The organism is Streptomyces sp. NPDC015532 (assembly GCF_043078065.1).
GTDB lineage: Bacteria > Actinomycetota > Actinomycetes > Streptomycetales > Streptomycetaceae > Streptomyces.
Map to the genome: position 1 here is coordinate 272,552 of NZ_JBIBSY010000004.1, position 15,596 is coordinate 288,147.

The 15,596-nt window shown below is 72.1% G+C and carries 13 protein-coding genes; 3 read left to right on the forward strand and 10 right to left on the reverse strand.

The genetic code is table 11. The features are described 5' to 3' along the window. Positions 1-79: 79 nt before the first annotated feature. Entirely contained in the window at positions 80-2,674 is a 2,595-nt protein-coding gene (locus ACF07B_RS15660; protein WP_392179345.1) for a bifunctional FO biosynthesis protein CofGH, read from the reverse strand. A gap of 194 nt (positions 2,675-2,868) precedes the next feature. Here ACF07B_RS15660 and ACF07B_RS15665 point away from each other — a divergent pair, with 194 nt between their 5' ends. After that, a complete protein-coding gene (locus ACF07B_RS15665) occupies positions 2,869-4,383 on the forward strand; it encodes a CehA/McbA family metallohydrolase (RefSeq protein WP_392179346.1) in 1,515 nt (504 codons plus the stop codon). A 67-nt stretch (positions 4,384-4,450) separates the two neighbouring features. Here ACF07B_RS15665 and ACF07B_RS15670 read toward each other — a convergent pair whose 3' ends face one another. Beyond that, positions 4,451-4,972: a DUF3291 domain-containing protein gene (locus tag ACF07B_RS15670; RefSeq protein ID WP_369482650.1), complete on the reverse strand. Its 522-nt coding sequence runs from the start codon at positions 4,970-4,972 to the stop codon at positions 4,451-4,453. 247 nt (positions 4,973-5,219) lie between these two features. Then, positions 5,220-6,056 carry an endonuclease/exonuclease/phosphatase family protein gene (locus ACF07B_RS15675; RefSeq protein ID WP_392179347.1) on the reverse strand — a complete coding sequence of 279 codons (837 nt, stop codon included), beginning with the start codon at positions 6,054-6,056 and terminating at the stop codon, positions 5,220-5,222. Positions 6,057-6,148: 92 nt separating this feature from the next. On the opposite strand from ACF07B_RS15675, the gene ACF07B_RS15680 reads away from it, so the two are divergent. Further along, positions 6,149-6,544 carry a nitroreductase/quinone reductase family protein gene (locus tag ACF07B_RS15680; protein WP_362392711.1) on the forward strand — a complete coding sequence of 132 codons (396 nt, stop codon included), beginning with the start codon at positions 6,149-6,151 and terminating at the stop codon, positions 6,542-6,544. Between the two features lie 300 nt (positions 6,545-6,844). Beyond that, positions 6,845-7,666 carry a DUF4232 domain-containing protein gene (locus ACF07B_RS15685; protein ID WP_392179348.1) on the forward strand — a complete coding sequence of 274 codons (822 nt, stop codon included), beginning with the start codon at positions 6,845-6,847 and terminating at the stop codon, positions 7,664-7,666. Positions 7,667-7,691: 25 nt separating this feature from the next. Here ACF07B_RS15685 and ACF07B_RS15690 read toward each other — a convergent pair whose 3' ends face one another. From ACF07B_RS15690 to ACF07B_RS15720, 7 genes are all read right to left on the reverse strand, one after another. Beyond that, on the reverse strand, positions 7,692-8,477 hold the full coding sequence (locus ACF07B_RS15690) for a TetR/AcrR family transcriptional regulator (protein ID WP_392179349.1): 786 nt from the start codon (positions 8,475-8,477) through the stop codon (positions 7,692-7,694). A 43-nt stretch (positions 8,478-8,520) separates the two neighbouring features. After that, positions 8,521-9,270, reverse strand: a complete 750-nt coding sequence (locus tag ACF07B_RS15695; protein ID WP_392179350.1) for an SDR family oxidoreductase — start codon at positions 9,268-9,270, stop codon at positions 8,521-8,523. 115 nt (positions 9,271-9,385) lie between these two features. Further along, the gene (locus ACF07B_RS15700; RefSeq protein WP_392179351.1) at positions 9,386-10,855 is read right to left on the reverse strand and encodes an aldehyde dehydrogenase family protein; all 1,470 of its coding nucleotides are present in this window, start codon (positions 10,853-10,855) and stop codon (positions 9,386-9,388) included. Beyond that, positions 10,852-12,582 carry an amidohydrolase family protein gene (locus tag ACF07B_RS15705; RefSeq protein WP_384235368.1) on the reverse strand — a complete coding sequence of 577 codons (1,731 nt, stop codon included), beginning with the start codon at positions 12,580-12,582 and terminating at the stop codon, positions 10,852-10,854. The genes ACF07B_RS15700 and ACF07B_RS15705 overlap by 4 nt, the downstream gene beginning before the upstream one ends. A gap of 14 nt (positions 12,583-12,596) precedes the next feature. After that, positions 12,597-13,715, reverse strand: coding sequence for an LLM class flavin-dependent oxidoreductase (locus ACF07B_RS15710; RefSeq protein ID WP_362392729.1), 1,119 nt, complete (start codon positions 13,713-13,715; stop codon positions 12,597-12,599). 98 nt (positions 13,716-13,813) lie between these two features. Beyond that, positions 13,814-14,590 carry an SDR family NAD(P)-dependent oxidoreductase gene (locus tag ACF07B_RS15715; RefSeq protein WP_392179352.1) on the reverse strand — a complete coding sequence of 259 codons (777 nt, stop codon included), beginning with the start codon at positions 14,588-14,590 and terminating at the stop codon, positions 13,814-13,816. A gap of 11 nt (positions 14,591-14,601) precedes the next feature. Beyond that, positions 14,602-15,543: an LLM class F420-dependent oxidoreductase gene (locus tag ACF07B_RS15720; RefSeq protein ID WP_384235374.1), complete on the reverse strand. Its 942-nt coding sequence runs from the start codon at positions 15,541-15,543 to the stop codon at positions 14,602-14,604. Between the last annotated feature and the right edge of the window lie 53 nt (positions 15,544-15,596).

The window sequence follows — 15,596 nt, forward strand, 5'->3', positions numbered from 1 at the left end:
GTTGGTACTTGAGGCTCGTTGATCAAGTGAGCCGCATGAACCTAACAGGGAGCACCGACAGCGTCGAAAGGGTTTTCCCTCAGTCCAGCACCGGAAGCAGGTCCGGCAGATGGCCGTCGGAGGCCGCCGCCGCCTTCTGGCGTTCCTCCGGGACCTCGCCGTAGAGGGTGGTGCGGGGTCTGGCGGGGCGGCCCGCCGCCTCGGCCACCGCGACCAGCTCCTTGACCGACTTGTAGGAGCCGTAACTGGAGCCCGCCATACGGGAGATGGTCTCCTCCATCAGGGTGCCGCCCAGGTCGTTGGCGCCGGAGCGGAGCATCTCGGCGGCACCCTCGGTGCCGAGTTTCACCCAGCTGGTCTGGATGTTGGGGATGTGCGGGTGCAGCAGGAGGCGGGCCATCGCCATGACCGCGCGGTTGTCGCGGGTCGTCGGGCCGGGCCGGGCGATGCCGGCCAGGTAGACGGGGGCGTTGGTGTGGATGAAGGGGAGGGTCACGAACTCCGTGAAGCCGCCGGTCTGCTGCTGGATGCGGGAGAGCGTGCGGAAATGGCCGAGCCAGTGCCGGGGCTGGTCGACATGGCCGTACATCATGGTGGAGGACGAGCGGATGCCGAGTTCGTGGGCCGTGGTGACCACCTCGATCCAGGTCGCCGCGGGCAGTTTGCCCTTCGTCAGGACCCAGCGGACCTCGTCGTCCAGGATCTCCGCGGCGGTGCCGGGAATGGTGTCCAGGCCCGCCTCCTTGGCCGCCGTCAGCCATTCGCGGATCGACAGGCCCGTGCGGGTGGCGCCGTTCACCACCTCCATCGGGGAGAAGGCGTGGACGTGCATGCCCGGGACGCGTTCCTTCACCGCCTTCGCGATGTCGAAGTAGGCGGTGCCGGGGAGGTCCGGGTGGATGCCGCCCTGCATGCACACCTCGACGGCGCCGAGGTCCCAGGCCTGGGCGGCACGGTCGGCGACCTGGTCCAGGGAGAGGGTGTAGGCGTCGGCGTCGGTGCGGCGCTGGGCGAAGGCGCAGAAACGGCAGCCGGTGTAACAGACGTTGGTGAAGTTGATGTTGCGGGTCACGATGTACGTGACGTCGTCGCCGACCGCCGCCCTGCGGACGTCGTCGGCGATCCGGCACAGCGCGTCCAGCGCCGGGCCGTCGGCGTGCAGCAGCGCGAGGGCCTCGTCGTCGGTCAGCCTCGTCGGGTCGTCGGCCGCGGTCGCGAGGGCGGCGCGTACGTCGGTGTCGATCCGGGACGGCACCATCCCGGGGGCCGCGGCCTCCCGCAGGGCCGCCCAGTCGCCGTACACGGTGTCGAAGTCGTCGCGGCGGTCGCCGGTACGGCCCTCGGTGTCGATGGTGTGGTGCAGATCGGTGCGCCCCGAGGACGTGAAGGCCTCCTCCGGCTCCTGCCACGGGTGGCCCTCCACGACCGCGTCCGGGAGCGCGAGGCCCGTCTCCGGGTCCGCCAGGGCCCGTACGTGGGGCAGCAGGCGGGGGTCCAGCCAGGGCTCCCCGCGCTGCACGAACTCCGGGTAGACACACAGGCGTTCGCGGAGTTCGAAGCCCGCCTCGGCCGACCTCTCGCGCAGCAGCTCGATCTGCGGCCAGGGACGTTCCGGGTTGACGTGGTCGATGGTCAGCGGCGAGACCCCGCCCCAGTCGTCGATCCCGGCGCCGATGAGCCGCCCGTACTCGCTGTCGACCAGGTTCGGCGGGGCCTGGAGGCAGGCGGCCGGGCCCATGATGTGCCGGGCGACGGCGACGGTGGCGATCAGCTCGTCCAGCTCCGCGTCCGGCATCCCGCGCATCGCCGTGTCCGGCTTGGCGCGGAAGTTCTGGATGATCAGTTCCTGGATGCCGTGGTGGGACCGGGAGATCCGGCGCAGCGCGAACAGGGAGTCGGCGCGCTCCTCGTACGTCTCGCCGATGCCGATCAGCAGCCCGCTGGTGAAGGGGACGGAGGAGCGGCCGGCGTCCTCCAGGACCCGCAGCCGGACGGCGGGCTCCTTGTCCGGGGAGCCGTGGTGCGGGCCGCCGGGCTCGGACCACAGCCGGGTCGCGGTGGTCTCCAGCATCATGCCCATCGACGGGGCGACCGGCTTGAGCCGCTGGAAGTCGGTCCACGACATCACACCCGGGTTCAGATGCGGGAGCAGGCCCGTCTCCTCCAGGATGCGGATCGAGATGGCCCGTACGTACGCGATGGTGTCGTCGTAGCCGTGCGCGTCCAGCCATTCACGGGCCTCGGGCCAGCGGTCCTCGGGCTTGTCGCCGAGGGTGATCAGGGCTTCCTTGCAGCCGAGTTCGGCGCCCCGGCGGGCGATGTCCAGGACCTCGTCGGGGGACATGAACATCCCGTGGCCGGCCCGGCGCAGCTTGCCGGGGACGGTGACGAAGGTGCAGTAGTGGCACTTGTCCCGGCACAGCCGGGTCAGCGGGATGAAGACGCTCTTGGAGTACGTGATGACACCGGACCGGCCGGCCGCCTCCAGCCCCGCGTCCCTGACCCGCGCGGCGGAGGCGGCCAGGTCGTCCAGGTCCGTGCCGCGCGCCTGGAGCAGCACCGCGGCCTCGGTCACGTCGAGCGCGACACCGTCCCGGGCGCGCCTGAGCGCTCGCCGCATGGAGTTCGCCGTCGGCCCGGATCCGGGAGTCGTGCCCGTAGCGGAGGTCGTCATCCTTCGAGCATACGGTCGAGGTGATCAGGTATCGCCAGGCGTGCCCGATTCGAGCCGCGCGGCATCTGTCGGTCTCCCCGAAAGCCGTCGATTCCCCTGGCGTGCACCCGCGTTCACCGCCCGCTCCCACAGTGGTCCGTGGCACTTCGCGTCACTCATGTCACGGTCACGCCCGGCCCCGGGGGAGCAGCAGTATGTGCGAGGACGACCGCACCATCGGCAGACGCGCGCTGTTCGTGACGGGAGCGGTGGCCGCGCTTACGTTGGGAAGCGTGACCTTCCCCAGCGGTGCGCACGCGGAAGCGGCGGACGACCAGGAGACGCGGACGGTGCGCGGCACCCTCCCCACCGGCTCCCCCGACTTCGTGTATCTCCCGGTCGAAGTACCGACCGGGGTAGCGGAGATCAAGGTCTCCTACACCTACGAGAGGCCGTCCGTCCCGGCCGGCACGGCGGGCAACGCGCTGGACATCGGCATCTTCGACGAGCACGGCACGGAGCTGGGCGGCCGGGGCTTCCGGGGCTGGTCGGGCGGCGCGCGCACGGAGTTCTTCATCCGCTCGGACGACGCGACCCCCGGCTACCTCCCCGGGCCGGTGCGCCCCGGCACCTGGCACATCGCGCTCGGCCCGTACACGGTGGCGCCGCAGGGACTGGCGTACGAGGTCACGATCACGCTCACGTACGGGAAGCCCGCTCCGGCTCCGGAACCGGTGTATCCGCCCTCGCGCGCCAGGGGCCGCGGCCGTGCCTGGTACCGCGGCGACTGCCATCTGCACTCCTGGTACTCGGACGGCCGCCGCTCCCCGGCCGAGATCGCGGCGCTGGCGCGGGCGGCGGGCCTGGACTTCATCAACTCCTCGGACCACAACACGCATGCCGCGCATCCGCACTGGGCGGACCAGGCGGGCGACGATCTGCTGATCATGCTCGGCGAGGAGGTCACCACCCGCAACGGGCACGTGCTGGCGCTCGGCACGGAGCCGGGCACCTTCGTCGACTGGCGCTACCGGGCCCGGGACAACCGGTTCGGCCGGTTCGCGCGCCGGATCCGCGGTTCCGGCGGGCTCGTGGTGCCCGCGCACCCGCACGCCACCTGCGTCGGCTGCGGCTGGAAGTTCGGCTTCGGCGAGGCGGACGCGGTCGAGGTGTGGAACGGCCCGTACACCCCCGACGACGAGGTCGCCCTCGCCGACTGGGACAACATGCTGGTCGCCTCCGTGCGCGGGGGAGACGACTGGCTCCCGGCGATGGGCAACAGCGACGCGCACCGCGATCCCGACCGGGTCGGCTCCCCGCAGACGGTGGTCCTCGCGGACGACCTGACCCGCGAGGCAGTCCAGGAGGGCATCCGCGCGGGCCGTTCCTACGTCGCCGAGTCGAAGCTGGTCTCCCTCGCCTTCTCCGCGTCCGGGGCCGGGGGCGAACACGCGGGCATCGGGGAGCGGCTGAGGGTCGCCCCGGACACCCCGGTCACCGTCCGCCTGGAGGTCACCGGCGCCCCGCGCTGCACGGTCCGCTTCGTCACCGACCAGGGCACGCTGTTCACCAGCGATCCGCTGCCGGTCGCGGGCTCCGGCACGGTGGAATGGCGTACGACGGCGTCCTACGCGGCGTACGTCCGCGCGGAACTGCGCCACGAGACGGCGGCGGGCCCGGTGCCGGGGGCCCTGGCGGCGTTCACCAATCCGGTCTTCCTGGGGTCCTAGGTCCCGCCGTTCGGACCGTCCGGCAGGCGGCCGGGGCTGCTCACCGGAGAGCCGGGCGCGGCGCCGATCACGGCGTACGCGTCCCCTCCGGGGAGAACGAGTGGTGGAAGGTGAAGGCGTGCGGCGCGGAGCCGTGGCCGTGGAGGTGTTCCAGCCTGGAAACCCCGTCCCGCCAGGTGGGTGTCACGCCGTCGGAGACCCACCAGCACACGTAGTTCGGGTGTCCTGTCCTCTCGAACCAGTCGTAACGCCTGTTCAGCGCCTCACGGTGCGGACCGCTGTAGACGGCGTCGAAGGCGGGGCGCGGGCCGGTCCAGAGGGAGAGGGTCGCGGCCAGGGCGGTGGTCTCCACCGTACGGCCCTTGCCGTACCAGGTCGGTACGGCGAACTCTCCCCATGCGCCCCAGTCCGCCTCGAAGAGCAAGCCCCGGTCCCCCTCCGCCGCTTCGGCATGCCCGAGGTGTCCGGGGTGCCGGCCGATCTTCCGGTAGACGGCCTCACCGATCTCGTAGAACTCGTGCGTGAGAGGTGCGGGATCGGCGAGGGGTGACTTCAGGACGCCGAATGTGTACAGAGCGAGATGGGGCATGCGACTCTCCCTGGTCGGGGCTGCCTGGCGTGGAGTCGGATCGGTGGCTCACGCAGGGGGGCGAGGAGTCGTGGGGCGTGACCGGCTCGTCCCGTCGCGGCCGGTTCAGCCCGAAGAAACCCCTGTGCGACCGTGGGCGACCACCGAGGACCAGGTGAAGGTAGCCGCCTCCGCGAGCCCTGTCGACGTTGCGTTTTCCCCGTCCAAGTGGCCTCCTGCACCGGTCATTCGCACGGTGCCGCCGGCCTCAGGACGTGTCCTGACCGTCCAGGGGGAGGGACAGGTCGGCCACGACGGCCGCGTGGTCCGAGGGCCACACCCCGTCGACCGGCCCGTCCCCGGCCCGCCGTACGGACCGCACGTGCCCGAGGCCGCCGGGGCCGGGCGGGCCGACGTGGACGTAGTCGATGCGCGCGGCGGGGCTGTGCGGGCCGACATGGGCGTTCGCCGGGTCCCAGGTGGCCCAGGGCGCCGTCGGGTCGGCGTACTCCCAGGCGTCGAGGAAGACCTGTCCGGGAACCGCGGGTGACGTCCTGTATCCCCCGAACAACCGGATCTCGTCGGAGTCCGGCCAGGCGTTGAAGTCGCCCGTGACGACCGGGGGGAAGTCGGTTCCGCCCCGGTGCGCGGCGACGAACTCCGCGAGCGCGGTGACCTGTTCACGGCGTACGCCCGAGGCGTGGATGGCCGAGGTGAGGTGGGTGGTGAAGAAGGGCACGTCGTGGGTGGGCGTGGCGAGGCGGGCGTGAAGGGCGAGCCGTCCGTCGTACAGCTCGTCGGGGGCGGGCAGCCGCAGCACCTCCTGCGCCACCACCGGCCAGCGGCTCAGTACGGCGTTGCCGACCTCGACCGTGGTGTCCCCGATGCGCCGCTGCCAGCGGTCCGAGGCGTCGGACGCGGCCCAGGTCCAGTGCATTCCGAGCTCGTCCGCGAGCCACCCGGCGAGGTTCTGGCCGCCGCACTCCCACACCTCCTGCAACCCGACGACGTCGGGCCGCAGCTCGCGCAGCACGGCCAGGACGGCTTTCTGCCGCTCCTCCCAGGGCCCGAACCGCCACCAGAGGTTCCAGGTCACAACCCGCATCCGCAGCCACCTGCTCCTGTCGCGCGACATCGGGGACCATTGAAACAACTCCCTTGTGTCACACACCAGCCCGGACAGGAGCCCCACCGACCATGGCCCGCCTCACCGACCTCAGGTTCCGCACCACGACCGCCTTCCAGCGGCACCTCGTCAACCCGCTCGCGCGCCGGATGCCGTTCCAGACGCTCCTGGAGACCACCGGCCGTGTCTCCGGCCTGCCCCGGCGCACCCCGCTCGGCGGCCGCCGCGTCGGTGACGCCTTCTGGCTGGTCTCGGAGTTCGGGGAACGGTCGCAGTACATACGCAACATCCAGGCGGACCCGAGGGTGCGGGTGCGGCTCCACGGCCGCTGGCACGAGGGCACGGCGCACCTCCTCCCGGACGACGACCCGGTGGCCCGGCTGCACACCCTGCCCCGGGGCAACAGCACGGCGGTCCGGCTGATCGGGACGGGGCTGCTGACGGTGCGGGTGGACCTGCGGGGATAGGGCGGCGGGGCGGCCGGGCGGGGTCCTCACATCCCGGAAAGGCATCCCAGGCTTCCGCGTTTCCGCAGGTCATATGGGGTGGGATGGTTCCATCGTCCCAGGTTGGCGGGCGGCTGTTGTCCCAGGCCCGCGAGGAATCCCATGCTGTGGCTGTCGCACCGGCCGAAGCACGTCGTCGGCACGGCAGCGCCACAACACCCCGGCCCGCCCGTCCACATGGGACCCCCATGTCCCTCGGTCCGGGGTAACGACCGGCGGCGCTCGCGACTCCATACGGATCGGAAGAGAAACGGGGACACCATGAACACGCCTGCCCGCAGGAACCACATGAGCCCGAGGGGCTGGAAGCCCTACGCCCTCGGGGCCGCGGCGGCCGCGGCGCTGCTCGCGACCACGGCGTGCGAGCCGGGCGCGGCACAAGGCGCGGACAACTCCACGTCCTCGGCCCAGCCGAGCGCGACGGCTTCGGCGAAGCCGGGCGGCGCCTCGGGCGACGCGAGCGGCGATGGGGCCGGGAACGGTGCCGGCGGCGGGGGGAGCGCCGGCAGCAGCACGGGGAGCACCGGCAGCACGGGCAGCGGCGGGGGCACGAGCAGCGCCGGCAGCAAGGGCGGCACCAGCAGCGCCGGTGGCACGGGCGGCACGAGCACCGGCAGCAGTGGTGGCAGCACCGGCGCCGGCGGCAAGCAGGCGATCGTCGCCTGCTCCCAGACGGAACTCGGGGTGTCCGCCGTGACGGAGCGGGACGCCCGGCACCTCGTCCTCACCGTCCAGAACGCGAGCGACAAGAAGTGCAATCTGTACGGCTACCCGCTCGTGCGGCTCGGCGACGGGCGGACCACGGCCCCCGTGATCAAGGACAGCGACCCGGACCCGGGAAAGCCCGTCACCCTCGACCCGGGCCAGGAGGGGTACGCCGCTCTGCTCGTCAGCGGTCCCATGGACGAGTACGAGGCGAAGAGCATCACCCTCACCCTCCAGGGCAGCAAGTCCGGCAGCACCGTGGGCAGGCCGATCGACGTCCCCATGCCCGTCGACACGCTGTACGCCAACGACTTTCAGCGTGTCACCTACTGGACCACCGCCTCCGGTTACGCCCTGGACTTCATCATGTCGAAATGACGAGGTGAGGGGCCCGGCCGGGACCTCACTCCGTGTTGGACAGGCGGTCCAGCCACTCGGTGAACAGGGCCGTCTCGGCGGAGGTGAAGGCGGGGCTCGGGTTCTGCCGGAGCAGCGCGCCGAGGCGGGTCGCGGTGGCGGGGACGCCGGGGGCGGCGGCCTCGAAGACCTCCCGCGTGCCCGGGACGGCCGTCCGCGCTCCGGGGGCGGTCACGTCCGGGGTGAAGACCGCCGCGTGCACCGCGTCCCGTACGCGGCGCGACAGCGTCTCGTCCGCGAACGTCGCCGGACGGGAGACCAGCATCAGGCAGACGCCGACGTTGGCGGACATGATCATCTGTGCGGCGAGTCCGGGGGCCAGGCGCAGTTTGCCCTGTTCGGCGGCGCGGCGCAGGTCCGCGGTGAGGATCCGGTGCGCCTCCAGGGCCGCGGCCGGCGGGGTACGCATCGCCGGGGAGTTCATGAGGCGGTAGAGGTTCGGGTTCCGCAGGGCGAACTCGGTGTGGCCGTCCCAGCCCTCGCGCAGGTCCTGGACCGGGTCCGTGCCGGGGTGCCGTTCCCGCTTGGCCGCCAGATAGCGCTCCCAGCCGTGGTCGACGACCGCCGACAGCAGGCCTTCCTTGTCGCCGAAGTGGCGGTAGAGCGCGGGGGCGCCGACGCCGGCCGCCTCGCACACGGCCCGGGTCGAGACGTCACCGTCCGGCGACCGCGCGACCAGTTCGGCGGCCACGGCGAGGATGCGCGCCCTGGTGCTCACGGGCGCGGCGCCGGCCGGGCGGGCCTCGCCGGGGGTACGGGCGTCGCTGCTCATCTCGGGGTTCCTGACGTCGTCGGGGCGGGAGGGCGACCGGGCGTCAGGCGATGCCGCCGTTGGCGCGCAGCACCTGGCCGTTGACCCAGCGGCCTCCGGGGCCCGCGAGGAAGGCGACGACGGAGGCGATGTCCTCGGGGGTGCCGAGGCGCTCCAGGGGCGGCTGGGCGGCCATCCGCGCGATGGTCTCCTCGTCCTTGCCGTCCAGGAAGAGGGCGGTGGCGGTCGGGCCGGGGGCCACGGCGTTGACGGTGATGTCCCGGCCCCGCATCTCGCGGGCGAGGATGAGGGTCATGGCCTCGACGGCGCCCTTGGTGGCGGCGTACGCGGTGTAGCCGGGGATCGCGAGGGCCAGCACGGAGCTGGAGAAGTTGATGATCGCTCCGCCCGCGCGCAGCCGGCGCGCGGCCTGCTGGTCCACGACGAAGGTGCCGCGGATGTTGGTGCGGTGCATCCGGTCCAGGGCGTCGAGGTCGAGGTCGACGAGCGGGGCCAGGGCCATGACACCGGCCGCGTGGACGACGACGTCGACGCCGCCGAAGGTCTTCTCGGCGGTGTCGAAGAGGGCGGCGATCTCCGCCTCCTCGGCGACGTCGGCCCGGAAGGCGACGGCCTGCCCGCCCGCCTCGGCGATCGCCGCGACCGCCTTGTCGGCCTCGGCGGCGTTGCCCGCGTAGTTCACGACGACGGCGTACCCCTCGCGGGCCAGCCGTTCGGCGCTCTCCCGGCCGATACCGCGGGACCCGCCGGTGACGATCGCGACGCGCGGGGAGGTGCTCGGCTGCTCACTCATGGCGTTGCTCCTTGTCTCGGCCGGGGTAGCGGGGTTCACCATCCCGATGAGAGCAACGCTAACACTCACTCGATAGCAACGCTACGGGAGCGGTGTCCGTCCCGCACCGCCGGTCTCACCCCGGCCACACGATCGCCTGGGTCTCGCTGTAGGCGTGCAGGGCGTACGAGCCCACGTCGCGGCCGACTCCGCTCCGCTTGAAGCCGCCGAAGGGGGCCTCCATGTTGCGGCCGACAGTGTTGACGCCGACTCCGCCCGCGCGCAGCCGGCGGGCGACGCGGAAGGCGCGGGCCACGTCGCCGGACCAGACGTAGTCGATCAGGCCGTAGTCGGAGTCGTTGGCGAGGGCGATCGCCTCCTCCTCGTCGCCGAAGGGCAGCACGACGACGACCGGGCCGAAGATCTCCTCCCGGACCACCCTCATGTCCGGTGTGCAGTCGGCGAGAAGCGTGGGTGCGACGTAGAACCCGGTCGGCAGGGACGGCCGTTCGCCGCCGGCCACCACCCGCGCGCCCTCCTTGCGCCCGAGTTCGACATAGGACTCGACGCGGTCGCGGTGGGCCGCCGAGATGACGGGGCCGACCACCGTGCCCCGCTCCCGCGGGTCACCCACCTTCAAGTGGCCCGCGTAGGCCGCCAGTTGCCGCACCAGCAGGTCGTGCACGCCTCGCTGCACCAGCACCCGCGTCGGCGCCGTGCAGATCTGTCCGCTGTAGAAGGAGAAGGTCGTGCCGATGCCCGACACCGCCGAGGCCAGATCCGCGTCGTCGAAGACGATCGCCGCGCCCTTGCCGCCCAGTTCCATGAGCTGGCGCTTCATGCCACGCCCGCACACCTCGGCGATCCGCTGCCCGACCGCCGTCGAGCCGGTGAAACTGACCATGTCGACGTCCCCGGAGTCGACCGCCGCCTCGCCGGACTCCGCCGTCGAACCGCTGACCACGTTCACCACGCCCGGCGGCACACCCGCGGCCTCCAGCGCCTCGGCCATCCGGTACACGGACAGCGGGTCCTGCGGAGCCGGCTTCACCACCACGGTGTTGCCCATCGCCAGAGCGGGGGCGATCTTGCCCGCCGGGTTGGCCCAGGGATTGTTGTACGAGGTGATGCAGGTGACCACGCCGACGGGCTGGCGCACGGCCAGCGCGCCCATCACGGCGGCCGCGCCGAAGGGGCCCGCCTCGTTGATCTGCGGCGGCAGCGGCTGCTCGACCGGTTCGGGTCGCGCGTAGCGCCGGAAGCGGGCCGCCCCGACCCCGACCTGCATGCCGCGCGCCGTCCCGGTGGTGGCACCGCTCTCCGCCTGCGCGAGGTCGGCGTACGGGACGAAGTTGCGCTGGATGACGTCCGCCGCCCGCGCGAGGACGCCGGCCCGCTCCTCGGCGGGCGTGCGCGACCACGGCCCGAAGGCCTCCCGGGCCGCCGCCGCGGCCGCGTGCACCTGGGCCCGCGACGCCTCGGGGGCGAGCCCGACGACCTTCTCCGTCGCCGGGTCGGTCACCTCGTAGAACCCGTTGTCGGGCGCCACCCACGATCCGCCGATGAACAGGCGCCGCTCCTCGGGTCTCCCCGTCTCGCCCGTCACCGGGTGCTCACCGTCCGGGTGTCACGGCCCGACCGCAGCACCTTGCCCGGCACGGCGCCCGTCACCACGTCCTCCCGGATCGCCTCGACCCCGTTGACCCACACGGCCCGCACCCCGATCGCCCGGGAGTCCAGCCGCGGACTGTCACCCGGCAGGTCGTGCACCAGGACGGCCTTGCCGGCGTCGATCCGCTCCGGGTCGAAGAGCACCAGGTCCGCATGGAATCCCACCTCGACGCGTCCGCGGTCGCGCAGCCCGAACAGCCGCGCCGGGTCGTCCGTCAGCATCTTCACCGCCTGCTCCAGGGAGGCGAGCCGGCGTCCGCGCAGACAGTCGCCGAGGAACCGGGTGGTGTACGGGGCCCCGCACATGCGGTCCAGATGGGCGCCCGCGTCGGAGCCGCCGAGCAGGACGTCCTGGTGCTGCCAGGTCTCGGCGCGCAGCGCCCAGGAGTCCGGGTCGTTGTCGGTGGGCATGGGCCACAGGACCGTGCGCAGCTCGTCGGCCGCGCAGATCTCCACCAGGCACGCGAAGGGCTCCTGGCCGCGTTCGGCGGCGATGTCCCGCACCACGCGCCCGGTCAGGCCCTCGTTCGCGGCGCTGTAGGTGTCGCCGATGACGTACCGGCCGAAGTCGGCCAGGCGCCGGAAGACGCCCGCCTCCCTGCTCTGCGCGCGCGTCAGCATCCCGGCGCGGACCTCGGGGTCGCGGAGCCTCGCGATGCGCTCGGGCACGGGGAGCGCGAGGACCGGTCCCCAGCCGGGGATCAGGTTCAGGGCGCAGAAGGTGCCGAGCGACATGTTCATCGGGGTGAGGATCGGCATGGTGAGCGCGACGACGCGGCCGCCGGACTTGCGGGCGCGCTCGCTCGCCTCCAGCTGGCGCGGGACGCGCTCGGGGACGGCCGCGTCGACCGTCAGGACGTTCCAGTTGAGCGGTCGGCCCGCCGCCGCGCTCATCTCCACGAACAGATCGATCTCGGCGTCGCTGAACTGGTCCAGGCAGCCGGCCACGATCGCCTCGATCTGGGTGCCCTCGTGCTCCCCCACGGCCCGGGAGAGGGCCAGCAGTTCGGCCGGGCCGGCGTGCCGGGAGGCGACCGGCTTCCCGTCGCCGTCGGAATGGGTGGAGGACTGGGTGGTGGACAGGCCCCAGGCGCCCGCTTCCATGGCCTCGTGCAGCAGCCGCAGCATGGCGTCGAGTTGCTCCCGTGTCGGCTGTCCGCCCACGGCGTCGGGCCCCATCACGTAGCGCCGCAGCGCGCAATGGCCCACCATGAAGCCCGCGTTGACCGCGATCCGGCCCTCCAGAGCGTCGAGGTAGTCCCCGAACGTGTTCCAGCTCCAGGGCGCGCCCTCCTCCAGGGCGACCAGGGACATGCCCTCGACCTTGGACATCATGCGGCGCGTGTAGTCGGCGTCCTCGGGGCGCGCGGGGTTCAGCGGGGCCAGCGTGAACCCGCAGTTGCCGCCCGCGACCGTGGTGACGCCGTGGTTGAGGGACGGGGTCGCGTACGGGTCCCAGAAGAGCTGGGCGTCGTAGTGCGTGTGCGGGTCCACGAAACCGGGGGCGAGGACAAGTCCGTGCGCGTCCTCGCTCGTCCGGGACGGCTCCGCGACCGTGCCGATCACGGCGACACGCCCGTCCCGTATCCCCACGTCCGCGGTGCGGGCGGGCGCTCCCGTCCCGTCCACGACGGTCGCGCCCCTGATCAGATGGTCGAGCATCGCGGAAGTACCCCCTAGACGGCTTGGCGGAAGCGGGTCGTGCGGTGCACCGGGTCCGTGTCGATCTTCGGAATGACGTGCTCGCCGATCAGCCGGATCGTCTGGAGCGTCTCCTCCTTGGGGACCCCGACAGGCAGTCCGAAGCTGAGCTGGTCGGCGCCGGCCTGCTCCCAGCGCTTGCACTGGGTGAGCACCTCGTCCGGGTCGCCGCAGATCAGCAACTCTTCCTCTATGAGGAGTTCGACGAACTCCGCGTTGTACTCGGGGAGCGTCTCGGGCCAGACCGGGAAGCCCTCGGGGCGCGGGAAGGTGTCGTGGTAGCGGAAGACGAGGGAGGGCAGGTAGTGCAGCCCGCCGCCGACCGCGATCCGGATCGCCTCGTCGTGGGTGGGCGCGCAGATGGCGGTGGTGGTCACCATGACGTTGTCGTTGACGAAGTCCCCGATGGGTTCGGCGTTCACGACGGCGGTCTTGTACTGCTCCAGGACCCACTCCATGTCGGAGACCTTCTGCACGCTGAAGCCGAGCACGCCGAGGCCCTTGCGGGCGGCCATGGAGTACGAGGGCGGGGACCCGGCGGCGTACCACATCGCTGGGTGCGACTTCCCGTACGGCTTGGGCAGGATCTTGCGCGGCGGCAGCGACCAGTGCTTGCCCTGGAAGCCGACGTACTCGTCCTGGAGCCACATCTTCGGGAACTCGGCGATGGTCTCTTCCCAGATCTCCTTGGTGAAGTTCATGTCGGTGATGCCGGGGAGAAAGCCGAGGATCTCGTGCGAGCCGGCGCCGCGGCCGGACCCGAACTCGAAGCGGTTGCCGGTGAGATGGTCGAGCATGGCGACCTTCTCGGCGACCTTGACCGGGTGGTTGACCTGGGCGAGCGGGTTGAAGATGCCGGAGCCGAGGTGGATGCGGTCCGTGGCGTGCGCCAGATAGCCGAGGTAGACGTCGTTGGCCGAGAGGTGCGAGTACTCCTCCAGGAAGTGGTGCTCGGACGCCCAGGCGTACTTGAAGCCGGACTTGTCCGCCTGGATGACGTACTCGGTCTCCTCCATCAGCGCCTTGTGCTCCGCGAGCGGGTCGGTCAAGGCCCGCTTGCCCACGTATCCCTGTACAAAGAGCCCGAATTCCAAGGAGGTTCACCGTCCCCATCCAGTTATCTGACATACCGTCAGATTCTTTGAGCCGACTGTTCCACCGCGTGCGTGGACCGTCAATAGCTGATGCATCGTCAGAGAACGCTGACGCCGGCGAGCCAGCCGCCGTCGATCACGAAGGGCTGCCCGGTGATGTACGAGGAGTCCTCGCCGGTCAGGAACAGGGCCAGCTTGGCCACGTCCTCGGGGCGGCCGATCCGGCCGAGCGGGACGAGCTTGCCGTAGAACGCGTCGAGTGCCCGCGAGGCCTCCTCGCCGTCCCCGCCGGGGGAGAGCTGCGCCGGGTTGCTCATGGCCGTGTCGACGGCGCCCGGGCAGACCGCGTTCACCCGGATCCCCTTCTCCGCCAGCTCCAGCGCCGCGACGCGGGTGAGGCCGACGATGGCGTGCTTGGTCGCCGCGTACGCGCCCACGTACGCCATCCCCGTGAGCCCGGTGAAGGAGGCCGTGTTCACGATCGTGCCGCCGCCGGCCTCGGCGATCTCGGGCGCGAGGGTCTTGATCCCGAGGAACACGCCGACCTGGTTGACCTGCACGATCTGCATGAACTCGGCCAGCGGGGTGTCGACGAGCGCGTTGAAGCGCAGGATGCCGGCGTTGTTGACCAGCCCGTCGATCCGCCCGTACGCGGCCTTCGCGGAGGCGACCGCCGCCGTCCAGTCGGCCTCCTGGCCCACGTCCAGATGGACGTAGTGCGCGCCGATCTCCTTGGCGAGCTCCTGCCCCTGGTCGTCGAGCACGTCGGCGACGATCACGCGCGCGCCCTCCGCCGCGAAGAGCCGCGCCTCCTGTTCGCCCTGCCCGCGCGCGGCCCCGGTGATGAGGACGACCCGCCCGTCCAGCTTGCCCATGCCCTGACTCCCTAGTTGAGGTGGGGTGCGACGTCCGCGCCGAACGCCGCCATCTGGTCCGTGAGCTCGTCGCGGCTCCGGCTGCGGAACCGCACCTGTATCTGGTGCACGCCCATCGCGCCGTACTCCCGCAGTGACGCGGCCAGCGCCTCGGGCGGACCGCTCAGCGCCCGCCGCCCGACCTCCCAGCCGGGCTCGCCCACGTACAGCGGCTCGGTGATGGCGCCGATCGTGAGGGGTTCCCCGATCCCGGCCTCGGCGCGCAGGGCCGCGATCCGGGCGATCTGCCCCGGCAGCCGGTCGCGCGGATCGCCCTGCGGCAGCCAGCCGTCGCCGCGCAGCGCGGCCCGGCGCACCGCGGCCGGCGAGGACCCGCCGACCCACACGGGCACCCGCCGCTGGGCGGGCCGGGGCCGTTGGCCGAGGCCCTCGAAGTCGTAGGTCTTGCCGTGATGGACGGGGAACTCGTCCGGTCCGAGCGCGGCGCGCAGCGCGTCGATCGTCTCGTCGAGGACGGCCCCCCGGCGCTCGAAGTCGGCCCCGACCGCCTCGAACTCCTCCCGTACGTGCCCGGCGCCGACCCCGAGGATCAGCCGGCCGCCGGAGAGGTGGTCGAGGGTCGCGTACTGCTTGGCGGTGACGAGCGGATGCCGGAGCCCGACGATCGCGACATGGCTGAGCAGCCGGACGCGCTCGGTGACGGCCGCGAGGAAGGCGAGGGTGGCGACCGGGTCGTACCAGATCGTGCTCATGGCGCCCGCGAGCCGGCGCGGAATGGCGACGTGGTCGCAGCTCGCGACGTAGGCGAATCCGGCGCGGTCGGCGGCGCGGGCGATCTCGACGAGGTCGGCGGGACCGGCGGCGGCTTCCCAGGGCTCCGCGTAGATCGTGCTCTGGGACTGGACGGGGAGCTGGATGCCGTAGGAGAGGCGTTCCTCGGACGGGACGGGCACGACGACCCCCTTGCCTGACTGACGGCCACCCGACTGCCTGACGGTCCGTCAGA

Excerpts from the sequence above, each read along its gene's own strand:
- ACF07B_RS15675 (WP_392179347.1), bottom strand. The coding sequence starts at position 6,056 with ATGCGGGTTGTGACCTGGAACCTCTGGTGGCGGTTCGGGCCCTGGGAG.
- ACF07B_RS15685 (WP_392179348.1), top strand. The coding sequence starts at position 6,845 with ATGAACACGCCTGCCCGCAGGAACCACATGAGCCCGAGGGGCTGGAAG.
- ACF07B_RS15680 (WP_362392711.1), top strand. The coding sequence starts at position 6,149 with ATGGCCCGCCTCACCGACCTCAGGTTCCGCACCACGACCGCCTTCCAG.
- ACF07B_RS15705 (WP_384235368.1), bottom strand. The coding sequence starts at position 12,582 with ATGCTCGACCATCTGATCAGGGGCGCGACCGTCGTGGACGGGACGGGA.
- ACF07B_RS15715 (WP_392179352.1), bottom strand. The coding sequence starts at position 14,590 with ATGGGCAAGCTGGACGGGCGGGTCGTCCTCATCACCGGGGCCGCGCGC.
- ACF07B_RS15690 (WP_392179349.1), bottom strand. The coding sequence starts at position 8,477 with ATGAGCAGCGACGCCCGTACCCCCGGCGAGGCCCGCCCGGCCGGCGCC.
- ACF07B_RS15665 (WP_392179346.1), top strand. The coding sequence starts at position 2,869 with ATGTGCGAGGACGACCGCACCATCGGCAGACGCGCGCTGTTCGTGACG.
- ACF07B_RS15660 (WP_392179345.1), bottom strand. The coding sequence starts at position 2,674 with ATGACGACCTCCGCTACGGGCACGACTCCCGGATCCGGGCCGACGGCG.
- ACF07B_RS15670 (WP_369482650.1), bottom strand. The coding sequence starts at position 4,972 with ATGCCCCATCTCGCTCTGTACACATTCGGCGTCCTGAAGTCACCCCTC.
- ACF07B_RS15695 (WP_392179350.1), bottom strand. The coding sequence starts at position 9,270 with ATGAGTGAGCAGCCGAGCACCTCCCCGCGCGTCGCGATCGTCACCGGC.